General features: G+C 66.0%; 12 protein-coding genes. 7 read left to right on the top strand and 5 right to left on the bottom strand.

All coding sequences use genetic code 11. The features are described from left to right. The first annotated feature begins 15 nt into the window (after positions 1-15). On the top strand, positions 16-1,203 hold the full coding sequence (gene fabV, locus GE073_RS08980) for an enoyl-ACP reductase FabV (protein ID WP_028599464.1): 1,188 nt from the start codon (positions 16-18) through the stop codon (positions 1,201-1,203). Between the two features lie 365 nt (positions 1,204-1,568). On the opposite strand, the gene GE073_RS25790 is transcribed toward fabV, so the two are convergent. After that, on the bottom strand, positions 1,569-3,362 hold the full coding sequence (locus GE073_RS25790) for a methyl-accepting chemotaxis protein (RefSeq protein ID WP_153783301.1): 1,794 nt from the start codon (positions 3,360-3,362) through the stop codon (positions 1,569-1,571). Positions 3,363-3,568: 206 nt separating this feature from the next. Continuing rightward, positions 3,569-4,642, bottom strand: a complete 1,074-nt coding sequence (locus GE073_RS08970; protein ID WP_028599461.1) for an NAD(P)/FAD-dependent oxidoreductase — start codon at positions 4,640-4,642, stop codon at positions 3,569-3,571. Positions 4,643-4,835: 193 nt separating this feature from the next. On the opposite strand from GE073_RS08970, the gene GE073_RS08965 reads away from it, so the two are divergent. The 5 genes from GE073_RS08965 to GE073_RS08945 all read left to right on the top strand — a co-directional run bounded on the left by GE073_RS08965 (position 4,836) and on the right by GE073_RS08945 (position 10,957). Continuing rightward, entirely contained in the window at positions 4,836-5,801 is a 966-nt protein-coding gene (locus tag GE073_RS08965; protein ID WP_028599460.1) for an iron-hydroxamate ABC transporter substrate-binding protein, read from the top strand. A 101-nt stretch (positions 5,802-5,902) separates the two neighbouring features. Next, on the top strand, positions 5,903-6,919 hold the full coding sequence (locus GE073_RS08960; protein WP_101808918.1) for a FecCD family ABC transporter permease: 1,017 nt from the start codon (positions 5,903-5,905) through the stop codon (positions 6,917-6,919). After that, positions 6,916-7,935, top strand: coding sequence for a FecCD family ABC transporter permease (locus tag GE073_RS08955; protein ID WP_028599458.1), 1,020 nt, complete (start codon positions 6,916-6,918; stop codon positions 7,933-7,935). Before GE073_RS08960 ends, GE073_RS08955 begins: the two co-directional genes overlap by 4 nt. 1,247 nt (positions 7,936-9,182) lie before the next feature. Next, on the top strand, positions 9,183-9,569 hold the full coding sequence (locus GE073_RS08950) for an ArsR/SmtB family transcription factor (RefSeq protein ID WP_084136720.1): 387 nt from the start codon (positions 9,183-9,185) through the stop codon (positions 9,567-9,569). Beyond that, complete coding sequence (locus GE073_RS08945) at positions 9,566-10,957, top strand: aldehyde dehydrogenase (protein WP_028597845.1); 1,392 nt, start codon at positions 9,566-9,568, stop codon at positions 10,955-10,957. Before GE073_RS08950 ends, GE073_RS08945 begins: the two co-directional genes overlap by 4 nt. A gap of 234 nt (positions 10,958-11,191) precedes the next feature. On the opposite strand, the gene GE073_RS08940 is transcribed toward GE073_RS08945, so the two are convergent. Together GE073_RS08940 and GE073_RS08935 are read right to left on the bottom strand one after the other, a co-directional pair. After that, complete coding sequence (locus tag GE073_RS08940; RefSeq protein ID WP_028597844.1) at positions 11,192-12,085, bottom strand: AraC family transcriptional regulator; 894 nt, start codon at positions 12,083-12,085, stop codon at positions 11,192-11,194. A gap of 188 nt (positions 12,086-12,273) precedes the next feature. Further along, positions 12,274-13,404, bottom strand: a complete 1,131-nt coding sequence (locus tag GE073_RS08935; protein WP_052333007.1) for a serine hydrolase domain-containing protein — start codon at positions 13,402-13,404, stop codon at positions 12,274-12,276. 110 nt (positions 13,405-13,514) lie between these two features. Here GE073_RS08935 and GE073_RS08930 point away from each other — a divergent pair, with 110 nt between their 5' ends. Further along, on the top strand, positions 13,515-14,384 hold the full coding sequence (locus GE073_RS08930; RefSeq protein ID WP_153783300.1) for a protein kinase domain-containing protein: 870 nt from the start codon (positions 13,515-13,517) through the stop codon (positions 14,382-14,384). A gap of 129 nt (positions 14,385-14,513) precedes the next feature. Here the strand turns inward: GE073_RS08930 and GE073_RS08925 are convergent, their stop codons facing one another. Then, a complete protein-coding gene (locus GE073_RS08925; protein ID WP_028597841.1) occupies positions 14,514-14,705 on the bottom strand; it encodes a hypothetical protein in 192 nt (63 codons plus the stop codon). Positions 14,706-14,745 lie beyond the last annotated feature (40 nt).

Raw genomic sequence — 14,745 nt, 5'->3', positions numbered from 1 at the left:
AAAGGATGCCTGATCATGATCATCAAACCGAGAACACGCGGCTTCATCTGCACGACCGCGCATCCGGAAGGCTGCGCGCGCCAGGTCCGCGAGCAGATCGAGTACATACAGCAGCAGCCCCGCTTGGAAGGACCCAAGCGCGCCCTCGTGCTTGGCGCGTCGACCGGCTACGGCCTGTCCGCCCGCATCGCCCTCGCTTTCGGCGCCGGCGCGGCGACCGTCGGCGTCTTCCGTCCGTCCGCCGCGACGGACAAGCGCACCGCATCTCCCGGCTGGTACAACTCCGCCGCCTTCGAGCGCGAGGCCGCCGAGGCCGGCCTGACGTCCATCAGCGTCACGGGCGACGCCTTCGCCGACGAGACCAAGGACAAGGTCATCGAGACGATCCGCGAGGAGCTCGGCCAGGTCGACCTCGTCGTCTACAGCGTAGCCGCTCCGCGCCGCACCGATCCCGACACCGGAGAGACGTTCTCCTCCACGCTCAAGCCGATCGGCGATCCGTATACGAACAAGACCGTCAACTTCCACACCGGCGAAGTGAGCGAGGTGACGATCGAGCCGGCCGAGGACGACGACATCCGGCAGACGGTCGCCGTCATGGGCGGCGCCGACTGGCAGCGCTGGATCACCCGCCTGCAGCAGGCCGGCGTGCTCGCCGAAGGCGCCGTCACGATCGCCTACTCCTACATCGGCTCCTCGATTACGCAGGCGATCTACCGGGAAGGCACGATCGGCAAGGCCAAGGACGATCTCGAGGCGACCGCGCTGGAGCTCCAGCGGCAGCTCGCTCCGCTCGGCGGACGCGCCTACGTCAGCGTGAGCAAGGCGCTCGTCACCCAGTCCAGCTCGGCGATCCCGGTCGTGCCGCTGTACGTGTCGGCGCTGTACAAGGTCATGAAGGACAAAGGCCTGCACGAGAATACGATCCAGCAGACGGCGCGCCTGTTCGAGCTGCTGTATGCGGATGGCGGCACCCCGCTCGACGAGAAGGGCCGCATTCGCATCGACGACTGGGAGCTGCGCGCAGACGTGCAGGACGAGGTCGCGCGCATCTGGGCCGAGGTCGACAGCTCCAACATCGACGAGCGGACCGATCTCGAAGGCTACCGCAAGGAGTTTTTCCAGCTGTTCGGCTTTGAAACGGCCGGCGTCGACTACGAGCAGGACGCCGATCCCATCGTCGACATCCCGTCGGCCCGCTGAGCGTTGCCCGGCGCCGATCCCATCGTCGACATCCCGTCGGCCCGCTGAGCGTTGCCCGGCGCCGATTCTATCGTCGACATCCCGTCGGCGCGCTGAGCGGCGCCCGGCGCCGATCCTATCGTCGACATCCCCTCGGCGCGCTGAGCGGCGCCCGGCGCCGATCCCATCGTCGAGATTCCTTCGGCCCGCTGAGCGCGGTCGGAGCTTAAGAAGAAGCAGCCCGTCCTGGGAGCCAGGAACGGGCTGCTTTTAGGTTTGCCGCGAGCTGCAAGGAACCGGCGGATGGAGCGTCCGGCCAAGCCGGAGCGTGCGCGGGCCCGCGCACGCCTTATCCGTCAGCGGCGGGGTCCGCTCCCTGCCTGCGCTCATGCCGCCGCTTCGCCGTCTCCGTCCGGCCGAGCCCGCCCTCCGTCAGGCTTCGCCTCCTCGCCCTCCTCCTCGCGCAGCAGGAATAGGCGGATATCCGCCGCCAGCCGCTCCGACAGCTCATGCACGTCCGCCGCCTGGCGGGCCATCCGGCGGATCTCCTCGTCCTGCATCGTGCCCGACGCGAGCACCTGCTGCGCCGCCGCGGCCGCGCTATCGGCGATGCCCGACACCTGGGCGGCGAGCTGCCGAAGTCCGCCGCAAGCGTCGCGCGTGCGGTCCACCTGGGCATGCACCTCGTCGATGCTCTTGCTGATGCGGGTCATCGACCCGCCGATCGCCTCGAAGCTGCCGAGCGTCGCCGCGACCTGCTCCTGCTGCTCCAGGAGCAGGCTGCGGCTGCCTTCCATCGAGGAGCGGAATTGCTCCATGCCCTGCTGCAGCCGGCCGATCAGCCCTCCGATGACCGTCGTCGACTCCTTCGTCTGGTTCGACAGCCGCCTGACCTCCTCGGCGATGACGGCAAATCCCTTGCCGTACGCCCCCGCCTGCGCCGCTTCGATGGAGGCGTTCAGCGCCAGCACATGCGTCTGCGAAGAAAGCTCGATCATCGACTTCGTAATGCCGGAGATTTGGCTCGAGAATCCGCTCAGCCGCTCCAGCTCCTCAAACATGCAGGCGATGCTCTCCTCGGTCTGCCGCGACGTCTCCCGCAGCCGGCCGACCGTCTCCTGTCCGCGCCGCGTATCGCCCTCCGCCGTGCCGCGCAGCTTCAGCATCCCGTCGGCCAGGCCCGCGATCGCCTCCACATCCGCGCCCAGCCCGTCCATCAGCCGGCTCGTCTCCTCGGACAGCTCGCTCTGGCTCTCCGCGCCGGCGGCGATGTCCCGGATCGAGCGCAGGATCTCCTCGTTCGCCGCTGCCGTCACGTCGGCGGACACACGGAATGCGCCCGACCGGCTCTCCAGCGAAGCGGCCACGGCGCGGCTCCGCTGCAGCATTCCGTGCACCCGGTCGACCATCACGTCGAACTGACGGCTCAGCCGGCCGAGCTCGTCCGTCCGCGAGGAGCCGATCCGCTCCCGCAGATCGCCCTCGGCGAGCCTTCCGACGGCCCGCTCCAGCTGTCCGACGCTCGCGCGGAACGAGCGGACGAGCAGGAACGCGACGACCACGGTAAGCGTGATGACCGCCAGCGCGGCAGCGCCCGACATCGTCAGCGTGTCCTGCAGCCGCTCGAACGAGAGCGCCTGGGCGGCGCCCGCATTGCGGTCGGCGGCCGCGCTCAGCCGGCTGCTGATGTCGAGCATCGTCACGTTTTCCGCGGCGGTGCGGGTATGGAGCAGATCCATCTGCTCCAGCAGCTCCAGCGGATCGGCATTTTCATCCAGGAGCAGCGCGGCCATCTTCTCCACCTCGCCGGCGTAATGGCCGGACTTCGTCCGCAGCGCCTCGAGATCCTCCTGCGCGGCGGTGCTGCCGGAGAAGTCCAGCCGACTCAGCTCCGTCTCCATCGCCTGATGGACCGTGCGGAACGGCTCGATGCGCTCCGCGTCGTTCTCCCGCTTCAGCTCGCCCTCCAAACGATCCAGCTCCTGCAGGAACTGGCTGATCTTCGCGGTCGACAGCCGCTTGTCCATCTCCCGCTTCTGCTCGGTCATCGAGCTGCGGACCTGGCTGATCCGCTCGAATTGATAGACGGCGAGGCCGACCAGCAGCAGCGAGACGATCGCGAAGCTCGCGATCAGCCTCGTCTGCATGTCCGACCAGCCGCTTCCCCTGAAAATGCGCATTCTGTCTTCCTCCTCCGAAGTCCCGCTTGCATTCGAGTGGCTCAAGTCTACGGAAGGACGATTAAAACCAGCCGGTCGAATCGTCAACGGAGCGTTAAACAAAGGAAGGAGCAGGAAGTCGCTATCGACTTATCGCAGAGTAGAAGCGCGCGAAAAAGGCCGTCCGCATGCGGATGCGGACGGCCTTGATGACGGCGAAGCGGCGTTCAGCTGTTCAGCAGCTGCTTGACGATTTCTTTGTTGCGGCTGCTGAACACGTCGTTGTGCGAGGAAACCATGGCGTAGCTGTCGGCATCGGGATTCAGATGCATCTTGGCCCGGTTGACGGCGTTGGCCGCGTCCTGGAACGTGCCGGCGATGAGATGGAGCTTGCCTTCCTGCATGAGGATGTCTCCCGCGGCGTAAAGCCCCGGCACCGAGGACTCGCCGCTGCCGTTGCCCGCGATGTAGAAGCTGTCGATGCGCTTGAGGTCCAGCGGGCTGTTGTCGAGCAGCGAGCTGTCGCGCTCGTAGCCGTGGTTGATGACGACCTCCTCGACCTCCACCTCCGCGATCTCGCCCGTTGCGATATGGGTCAGCTCGACCTTGCCGATGCGGTCCGATCCGGGCTCCGCAAGCAAGCGCGTGATCGACGTCTGGAACAGGCATTTCGCCGAGCTGCCGAGCAGCTGGGCGACCTTGGCCTCATGGCCGGTGAGCGATTCCTTGCGGTGCACGACGTACACCTGGCGGGCGACGGCGACCAGCTCGTTGGCCCAGTCGACGGCCGAGTTGCCCCCGCCGGAGACGAGCACGACCTTGTCCTTGAACTGCTTGAGCGACTTGACCGTATAGTGGAGGTTCGACACCTCGAAGCGGTCCGCTCCCTCGATCTGCAGCCGCTGCGGATTGAGGATGCCGCCGCCGACGGCCACGATGACCGTGCGCGAGCGGTGGATCCGGCCCGAAGACCCTTCGAGCAGAAAGATTCCTTCCTCGTCCTTCACGATGCGCTCGATCTTCTCCCCGAGCACGACCTCCGGATCGAAAGTCAGCCCCTGCTGCACGAGCTGCTCGATCAGCTGCGCGCCTGGCACGGGCGTCAGCCCGCCGACATCCCAGATGATCTTTTCCGGGTAGATGTGGATCTTGCCTCCCAAGCGAGGCTGATACTCGACGATCTTGGTCCGCAGCCCTCTCAGTCCGCTATAAAAGGCGGAATAGAGCCCGGCCGGCCCTCCGCCGATAATGGTCGTATCGAACAGCTCCTCGGTTTCCCGACCTTCGCGATTCCCGTTCAATCCGGTTCCCCCCGCTCCATTGATTATCATTCTCATTTACTTTACCGTCTTTTTTCTCCCTTGGCAACGCCCGCTTCGGCAAGGCGGTTTTCTCGCGCCATCTTCGACTCCAGGCTTGACAGATCCCGCGGACAGCTCTATAGTGAAGAACGTCATTGATAATCATTATCATTCATTTAGGGAGAGATCATCGTTGAAAAAGATATGCCTGCCGCTCATCCTGTCGCTCCTCCTTCTCTTGACTGCATGCGGCGGTCAGAAAAGCTCCAACGCCGGCACGAACGAAGGCGCCGCCGGAGCTGAAAATGCCGCTGCGGCGAATGCGAACGGCTCCGCAGCCGCGACGGAAGGAACGATTACATACGAGTCCGAGAACGGACCGATCGAAGTGCCGGCGAACCCGCAGCGCGTCATCGTCGTCGCCTCTTATGCGGGCAATGTCATGGCTCTCGGCGTGCCGCTCGTCGGCGTCGACAGCTGGTCCAAGATGAATCCGCGCTACCAGGACCATCTGGCCGGCGTCGAGGAGATCAGCGAGGAGAACATCGAGAAGATCATCGAGCTCGATCCCGATCTGATCATCGGCTTGTCCACCACCAAAAACCTCGACAAGCTCAAGGAAATCGCCCCTACCGTGACCTACACCTACGGCAAGGTCGACTACCTGACGCAGCAGCTGGAGATCGGCAAGCTGCTGAACAAGGAGAAGGAAGCCCAGGCATGGATCGACGACTTCAAGGCTCGCGCCGCAGAGGCCGGCGAGCAGATCCGCGCCAAGATCGGCGACAAGACGGTTTCCGTCATCGAGAGCTACGACAAGCAGCTGTACGTGTTCGGCGACAACTGGGGCCGCGGCACCGAGGTCCTTTATCAGGCGATGAAGCTGAACATGCCGGAGAAGGTCAAGGAGATGGCGCTTCAGGACGGGTACTACGCCCTTTCCGCCGAAGTGCTTCCGGAATATGCCGGTGACTACCTGATCATCAGCAAATACCTCGACCAGGAGAACGCGTTCCAGCAGACGGAGTCGTACAAGAACATCCCGGCGGTGAAGAACGGCCAAGTGTTCGAAGCGAACGCCAAGGAGTTCTACTTCAACGATCCGATCACGCTCGACTACCAGCTCGACTTCTTCAAATCCCATTTCCTCGGCAACTGACCAAGGATGATCCGACTGGAACTCTTGCTCGTTCAAGGGTTCCTTTCGCTGTTTAGCCGACCGGCTCGAACCGCCGGACGATCGATCAAGGAGGTTCCCCCATGCAGCAACCATTGTCCCGGCGAAGAGGCGCTTATTTCGGCTGGAAGCTCGCGGCCTCGCTCGTCGCTCTCGCCTTTTGCTTCTTCTTCGCCCTCACCTTCGGCGCGGCCGACACCAGCTTCCGCGACGTGCTGATGGCCCTGTTCACTTCCTCCTCGGAAAAGGCCGTCCTCACCATCCGCGAGCTGCGCCTGCCGCGCGAGCTGGCCGCCATGGCGGTCGGCTCCGCGCTCGCCGTAGCCGGCGCGGTCATGCAGGGCATGACGCGCAATCCGCTCGCCGATCCCGGCCTGCTCGGCCTGACGGCCGGAGCGAACCTGATGCTCGCGCTGACGATCGCGCTGTTTCCGAACATCGGCTACATCGGCATCATGATCGGCTGCTTCATCGGCTCGACGGCCGCCGCTCTGCTCGTCTTCGGCATCAGCGCCTCCCGCAGCAACCGCTTCTCGCCGCTGCGCATCGTGCTCGCCGGCGCCGCGATCTCCGCGCTGCTGTTCGCAGCCTCCGACGCGGTCAGCCTGCACTTCAAGATCTCGCAGCAGGTCAACCTGTGGAACGCCGGCGGCGTCATCGGCACGACCTGGAAGCAGCTCGCCCTCGTCACGCCGTTCATCGGAGCCGGCATCCTGGGGGCGCTGCTCCTATCCCGCCAGCTCACCGTGCTCAGCATGAGCGAGGAAGTCTCGACCGGCCTCGGCCAAAATACCGCGCTCGCGAAGACGCTGCTGTTCGTCGTCGTCGTGCTGCTCACCGGCGCCGCGGTGGCGCTCGTCGGCAATATGGCCTTCGTCGGACTGCTCGTGCCGCATGTCGCGCGCGCGATCGTCGGTCCGGACTACCGCTTCGTGCTGCCGGTGTCGGCTGTCGGCGGAGCCGCGCTGCTGCTGCTCGCCGATACGTTCGCGCGCACGGTCAACTCGCCGTATGAGACGTCGCTCACGGCGATCGTCGCCATGCTCGGCCTGCCGTTCTTCCTCTGGATCGTCAATCGGAAAGGAGGCGCGTTCCGATGATCGAATCGCTCGCGCGCCGGCGGCAGCGCATCGCGCTGATCGTCCTGCTGCTGCTCGTCGCCGTCACGATGCTCGTCAGCGCCAGCTGGGGCTATTCCAATCTCGGCATCAAACGGGTGCTGCCCGTCCTGTTCGGCGACGGCTCGCGCAAGGAGGAGTTCGTGCTCTTCTCGATCCGCCTGCCGCGCATCGCCATCACCTTCCTGGCCGGCGTCGGCCTCGCCCTCTCCGGCGCGATCCTGCAGCGGGTGACGCGCAACGACCTTGCCGATCCGGGCATCATCGGCATCAACACCGGCGCCGGCCTCGGCGTCGCCGTATTTTTCCTGTTCGCCCCGATTGAGCCGGGCAGCTTCGTCTATCTGCTCACGCTGGTCGCCTTCGCCAGCGCGATGCTGACCGCTTTTTTCATCTACCTGTTCTCGTATCGCAAGGGCGAAGGACTGAATCCGGTCCGGCTCGTGCTCATCGGCGTCGGCTTCTCGCTGTCCATCTCCGGCATCATGACGGTCGTCATCTCCTCGGTCTCCGACCGCGAGAAGGTCGACTTCATCGCCAAATGGCTGTCCGGCAGCATCTGGGGCACCGATTGGGTGTTCATCTGGGCGCTGCTGCCGTGGCTGCTGCTGCTCATCCCGTTCACGCTGTACAAAGCGAACCAGCTCAACCTGCTTGAGCTGAGCGAGCCGGTCGCCGTCGGCATCGGCCTGCCGGTGCAGAAGGAGCGCATCTGGCTGCTCATCGCGGCCGTCGCGCTCGCCGCCTCCTCCGTCTCCGTGACAGGCGGCATCAGCTTCATCGGGCTCATGGCGCCGCATATCGCCAAGGCGCTCGTCGGCCCGCGCAACCAGCTGTCGCTGCCGATCGCGATGCTGATCGGAGGCTGGCTGCTGCTCGCCGCCGACACGATCGGCCGCAATCTAGCGGACCCGAACGGCGTGCCCGCCGGCGTCGTCGCCGCTTTCATCGGCGCGCCTTACTTCGTCTACCTGCTGCTTCGGCGGACGACTTCCTAGTCCGGAGCTGAAGCTGCTGCGCTCCGGGTACGACAATTCCAGTTCGGCTGGCCGCTGCTGCGCTCCGGGTACGGCAATTCCAGTTCGGCTGGCCGCTGGCTGCGCTCCGGGTACGGAACCTCTTTCCGATTCCGCTGAAGCCCAGATTCCTCTGATCTCCCTTCCCGAAACGGAAGGAATCCGGCCTTCAAGGGAACCGCTCCCGCTTCTCCAAGAGGTTTCCGTCCCCTCCGCTCCTGCTGAACGCCCCACACCATCTAGTAAATGCCCTGAAGAGAGCGGACTTTGTAGCCGCTCTCTTTTCGTATGTACATCTCGCAAGGTTTTCCGCGCGTAGAGCGCCGCGTCGCGTCGGCTTCGCTGGCTACGCACAGTTTTTCCGCGCGTAGGGCGCCGCGTCGCGACTCCTGCTCCGGCTACGCACAGTTTTTCCGCGCGTAGAGCGCCGCGTCGCGTCGCCTTCGCTGGCTACGCACAGTTTTTCCGCGCGTAGGGCGCCGCGTCGCGACTCCTGCTCCGGCTACGCACAGTTTTTCCGCGCGTAGAGCGCCGCGTCGTGTCGGCTTCACTGGCTACGCACAGTTTTTCCGCGCGTAGGGCGCCGCGTCGCGACTCCTGGGCCAGCTACGCACGGTTTTTCCACGCGTGTAGCGCCGCGTCGCGACTCCTGCGCTGGCTACGCACGGTTTTTCCACGCGTAGAGCGCCGCGTCGCGTCGGCTTCGCTGGCTACGCACAGTTTTTCCGCGCGTAGGGCGCCGCGTCGCGACTCCTGCTCCGGCTACGCACAGTTTTTCCGCACGTAGAGCGCCGCGTCGCGACTCCTGCTCCGGCTACGCACAGTTTTTCCGCGCGTAGAGCGCCGCGTCGCGTCGGCTTCACTGGCTACGCACAGTTTTTCCGCGCGTAGGGCGCCGCGTCGCGACTCCTGGGCCAGCTACGCACAGTTTTTCCGCGCGTAGGGCGCCGCGTCGCGACTCCTGCGCTGGCTACGCACAGTTTTTCCGCGCGTAGAGCGCCCCGCCGCTCCTTCAAGCGCACCGTGCCCATCACGTATAGCTCAGCAACTCGGTTTTTCCGCGCAACTCCCCCGGTCAGACTCCTTTTCAGCCGCTCGTAAGAGCGGCTCCCCTGCACTTCAGGCGGAGAGTAGCGACTCCGTCAGCCATCCGCTATACTAAAATGGTCGAAGAGTTTAAACGCATCAACGTATAAGCCTGACTTTCTCTACCTTAAGGAGGCTCTGCCATGGGCAAGCTCGCCATTCAGCTGTTCCGCCAGTGCCTGCCGGTGTTCCAGACGCTGTCCGATCCGCATCGGCAGGACATCCTGCTGCATCTCCACGAAAACGGCCCGCTGTCCGTAAGCGATCTGACCGCGCGGCTCAGCTTGAGCCGGCCCGCCGTGTCCCATCATCTCAAGCTGCTGCTGCAAGCCGGCCTGCTCGCCTGCGAGCAGCAGGGCACGCAGCGGATCTACTCGCTGCGGCTCGAAGAGCCTGCCGCCCTGCTGCGCGAGCTGCTGGAGACGGTCGAGCGCGAATGCCTGGCTCCCGGAGCCGGCGGCGCATCCGTTCCGCCAGCTCGATCCCCCAACGCATCCGACACCCCATCCGACAAGGAGGAACGATCATGAAGCCCGTCACCCCTGCCGAGGTCGCGGCGATGCTCGCCGAGCACAAGCGCTTTTTCGATACTGGCGCCACCCGCCCGATCGACTGGCGAATCGAGCAGTTGCATCGGCTCGCCGCCGCGCTCCGCAAGTTCGAGCAGCCGTTGCTCGATGCCGTGTTCAAGGATCTGCACAAAGGCCCTGCCGAAGCATATATGAGCGAAATCGGCTTCACGCTCGCCAGCATCAAGGACACCGCCAAAAAGCTGCGCCGCTGGGCGAAGCCGGAGCGGACCGGGAGCAAGCTGTTCCAGTTCCCCGCCCGCAGCCGCATCTACCGCGAGCCGTACGGCACCGCGCTCATCATCGGGCCGTTCAACTATCCGATCCAGCTGCTCGTGGAGCCGCTCGTCGGCGCCATCGCGGCCGGCAACTGCGCCGTGCTCAAGCCGTCCGAGAACACGCCCCATGTCTCCGCCGTCATCCGCGACATGATCGCCGTTACGTTCGAGCCGGGCTTCGTCCGGGTCGTGGAGGGCGAGCGTGAGACGACGACGGCGCTGATCGAGTCGCCGTTCGACTACATCTTCTTCACCGGCAGCGTGCCGGTCGGACGCATCGTCATGCAGGCCGCGGCCAAAAATCTCGTGCCGGTCACGCTGGAGCTCGGCGGCAAGAGCCCGGTCATCGTCGACCGCACCGCGGATCTGAAGATCTCCGCCCGGCGCATCATGTGGGGCAAGCTGATGAACGCCGGCCAGACCTGCGTCGCTCCGGACTACATTCTCGCCGAAAAGGAGATCAAGGAGGAGCTAATCCGCCAGATGCGCGAGGCGGTCCGCGACTTCTACGGCGACGATCCGTCCCGCGCCGAGTTCGGCCGGATCGTGAACGAGCGCCAGTTCGACCGGCTGGCGGACATCCTGGAGCGCGATCGCGAGAGCATCGTCTTCGGCGGCAGGATCGACCGCGCGACGCTGTACATCGAGCCGACTGTGCTGAACGCAGACTTCCACCACTCGGCGGCGATGGAGGAAGAGCTGTTCGGACCGGTGCTGCCAATCATCGGCATCGACAGCGTCGACGAGGCGATCCGCCTCGTGAACGGCAAGCCGAAGCCACTGGCGCTGTATCTTTTCACCAAGGACGACGAAGCCGTGGAGAAGGTCATCGCGCGCTGCTCGTTCGGCGGCGGCACCGTGAACGACACGATGATGCATCTGATCAACCCGGAGCTGCCCTTCGGCGGCGTCGGACCTTCCGGCATCGGGGCGTATCACGGGCGGCACAGCTTCGAGCTGTTCTCCCACCGCAAGAGCGTCGTGCGCCGCAGCTTCCGGTTCGCGAGCAGCCTCACGTTCCCGCCGTACACGCCCGAGAAGATGAACATGATCCGAAAATTCCTCGGCTAGGCCGCCGAAACGGCGGCGGATCGCCGAAACGGCGGCGGATCGCCGAAACGGCGGCGGATCGCCGAAACGGCGGCGGATCGCCGAAAAGACCGGAGCGGGCGCTCCGGTCTTCTTTTCGTCTGCAAGAGGGCCAAGTGGCCGAATAGCCGACAAGGAAAGCGGCTGCCCCTCGCCCGCCTGCCTATGCCTACGCCTTGCCTTCCCGCCGAGCCGCGCGGCTTTCCCGCCGCCCGCTCAGCCCCGCGCCTCTGCCGGCCGTCGCACCGGGATCCAGATCTCGCTGCGATAGTCCGGCTTGGACGTGTCCGCGGACTCGTTCCAAAGCATCTCCGGTCCCGGGACAAGCTCATAGCCCGAGGACGGGAACCACTCGGAGTAGATCCGTCCCCAGACGTTTTGCAGCGCGGCCGGGAACGCACCGACCGCCTCGAACACCGCCCATGTCGACGAAGCCACCTCCAGCGTCTGCCAGCCTGCCGGCGCGCTCCTTGTCGTGGCCGCTCCGATATGATGGTCGAGCTCGCCCTTCTCCTCCATGCGCTCCTCGGAAAAATTCGTCGATGCGCTGACGAGTCCGGACGGCTCGCCGTCACTGAGAGCCTTCAGCTCGGCGACGCCTTCCGGAGTCAAGCTGCCCCACATCTCCTGAATCGCCGGATTGACGCCTTCAAATTGAATCGGCACCCGCCGGCCGAGGCCGACGATCCGAAACGCTCCTTTTTCAACTATCCGCACCTTCATCTCCATGCCGCCTCTCAAGCTCAAGTGAAAGGTCATCCTCGGAAACGCCTTCAGCTGGACGCCGCCCGAGCGCGCCTCGCTCGGCGTCGCTCCGTGCTGCGCCTGGAACGCGCGCGCGAAGGCGTCCGGCGACGCATAGCCGTGCTTGACGGCGACGTCGATGACCTTGGCCCCCCGCTGCCGCAGCTCATCCGCGGCCAGCGTCAGCCGCCTGCGGCGGATGTACTCCGCAAGCGGGACTCCCGACAAGTAAGAGAACATGCGCTTGAAGTGATGCTCCGAGCAGAGCGCGATCCGCGCCGTCCGCGCCAGGTCGATCTGTTCGCCGGCGAAGAGGCGTTCCTCCAGATCGTCGAGCGCCAGGTTCCAGGCTTCCAGCATGCCGATGGACCTCCTTTCCTTTCCCTAGGATAGCGACTGCAAGACGAGAGCGCCCGACCGGCACGGTTCCGAAAAAGTCGGATCGGGACGCTCGGACGAAGGCGCCGCCAGCGCCGCATAAAGGGTGGAGCCGGATGCGGATCGGCGTCGGAGCGCTTGCGCCGGCTCCGGAGCCGGCGCAAGCGCTTCGACGCTCAGCCGGGCAGCTCGTCGGCGAGCCGGCAGGCGGCGTCGTGGAACTCGCGCCGCAGCGGACCGAGGTCGACGCCGCGCCCGAAATGGACGCGGTTCGTCAGCAGCACGACGGCGAGGCCGCGCTCCGGATCGACCATGAGGCTCGTTCCGGTGAAGCCGGTATGGCCGAACGCGCTGCCGCTCGCCAGCGAGCCGAAGCAGTCCGCCTTGTCGCCGCGCAGCACCCAGCCGAGGCCGCGCCGCTCCTCGTCCCGCCCGGACGTCTGCAGCCGCAGCGCCTCGCGGCGGATCGGCTCCGGCAGCACCTCCGCCGCGGCAGCTGCGCTCGCCAATGCGTCGCCGGAAGCAGCGGCTCCGGCCGGCGGCTCACCCAGCCACATCGCGGCATAGCGCAGCAGATCCTGCGCCGTCGAGAACATGCCCGCATGGCCAGCGACGCCTCCGAGCGCGCGAGCGTTCTCGTCATGCACGACGCCTTGCCAGAAGCGGCCGCTCGCGGCATCGCGCTCGGTCGGCGCGCATACTGGCCGCTCCTCCGCGCGCAGGCCGTAGGAGGTCCGCTCCATTCCGAGCGGCTCCCAGACGAGACTCCGGACCGCCTCGTCCAGCGGCAGGCCGGCCGCCCGCGAGGCCAGCTCGCCGAGCAGCAGGAAGCCGATGTCGCTATAGACGGCCGACGTCCCCGGCTCCGCGCGCAGGTCGCGGGCCGCGATCCGGCGGAGCGCCTCCGCCAGCGGCGCCGGCGGCGAGTGCAGGTTCTCGCTGGACGGCAGCCCGGAGGTGTGGGCGAGCAGCTGGCGGATCGTCACGCCGCAGGACGGTCCGGCGGCGAGCTCCGGCAGCAGCCGGCTAGCCGGCTCGTCCAGCCGGAGGCGTCCCTCTGCCGCGAGCCGCAGCGTCAGCGGCAGCGTCGCGGCCACTTTCGTCAGCGAAGCGCAGTCGTAAAGCGTATCCGCTCCGACCGGCCGGGCGTCCGCCGGCTCGGACGAAGTCGCCCCGACCGCGACGCTCCAGCTTGCTCCGCGGACATGAACGGCGGCCGCGGCTCCCGGCGTCCATTTCCGCTCCACCGCCTCGCGAAGCGGCTTCAGCAGCCGCTCCAAAACAGCGTCTTCCGATTTTTCCGACATAGGCGATTCCTCCTTTTGCTTGCCTCCATTGTACCGGATCCTCGCGGACGGCAGAACCCTTTTCGGCTGAGAGACGTATAGAAAGCATTCCAGCATGGCCGGGAGGTACGATGAACCGATTGCTTCTGCAAGGAAAAAGACTGCTCGCCGACTGGCTCGACCGTCCGCTGCGCGGCGGCGTCATCGTCGGCCGCCGCTATCGGATCGACGAGCTGCTCGGCATCGGCAGCTACGGCCTGACCTATCGCTGCACCGACCTGCTGCGCGGCCGCCCGGCCGCTCTCAAGCAGGCCAAGCCGAGCAAAGGCGCGGCCGCCCGCGAGCTGCTCCGCCGGGAAGCCGGCATGCTGGAGCGGCTGGACCATCCGGCTATTCCGCGCGCGCTCGCGCTGCTGGAGGAGCGGGGGCAGCTGTTTCTCGCGAGCGAGCTGGCTGCGGGGGTGACGCTCGAGGATTGGATCTTCGAGCAGGGACGGACATTCTCCGAAGCGGAGGCGCTTCGGCTCGTCCGCAGCCTAGCGGAGATCGTCGGCCATGTCCACAAGAGCGGCTATGTCCATCTGGACGTGCGTATCCCGAATGTATTGGCCAAATTATCCAGCAGCGAATTCGGAGCGCCAAACAGCGCAGCGCGGGCCGGATTCGCCAGCGGAGTCAGCCTCTCCCTCATCGACTTCGGGCTCGCCCGCCGCATCGGCGAGCCTCCGCTCGCGCTCGCCTCCGCGGACGAGCATGACCGGCGCCGCGCTCCGGCCGAGCCGGCTTCCGACCTGCATGATCTCGGCGAGCTGCTGCTGTTCCTGCTTTACTCCTCCTACGAGCCCGCGCCCGGCGCTCCCGAGCGAGGCTGGGAAGAGGAGCTTGAGCTGACCCCGCAGGCGCGCCGGCTGCTCCGCCGATTGCTCGGCTCCGATGGCCCGCCGCTAAGCGGCGTGCCGGAGCTGCTGGAGGAGCTGGACCGGATGCTCGCGGCTCGCTGAACGCAGCGGACGATAACGGCCGCTCAAGCCGGCGCCGCCCGCCCGATCGGACAAAAAGACCGGCCCGAACCCCCGCATCGCGGAGATTCGGGCCGGCCTTCTTGGATCGCCGATCGGCGGGCGGCCTCCTCAGCTTGAGCTATGCTTGCGGCCCTTGTAGTAGCCGTGGCCGCGGCCATGCCCGTACTTGCGGTCCGAGGAGCTGTAGCGCTTATGGCTGTAGCCCCTGCGGCCGCTGCTCGAGCTGTAGCGCTTGTAGCCGCCGTAAGGCTTCCGATGACGGGACGAGCCGAGCAGCCGTTCCAGCAGACGTCGGATCATAAATCATTCCTCCTCGCTTTTTCCCGTTCTACGAAGAAAA

This window comes from Paenibacillus sp. B01 (assembly GCF_009649995.1).
Classification (GTDB): domain Bacteria; phylum Bacillota; class Bacilli; order Paenibacillales; family Paenibacillaceae; genus Paenibacillus_O; species Paenibacillus_O pasadenensis.
The sequence above is the reverse complement of the archived record's forward strand: the minus strand, read 5'-3'. Positions and strand labels throughout refer to the sequence as shown.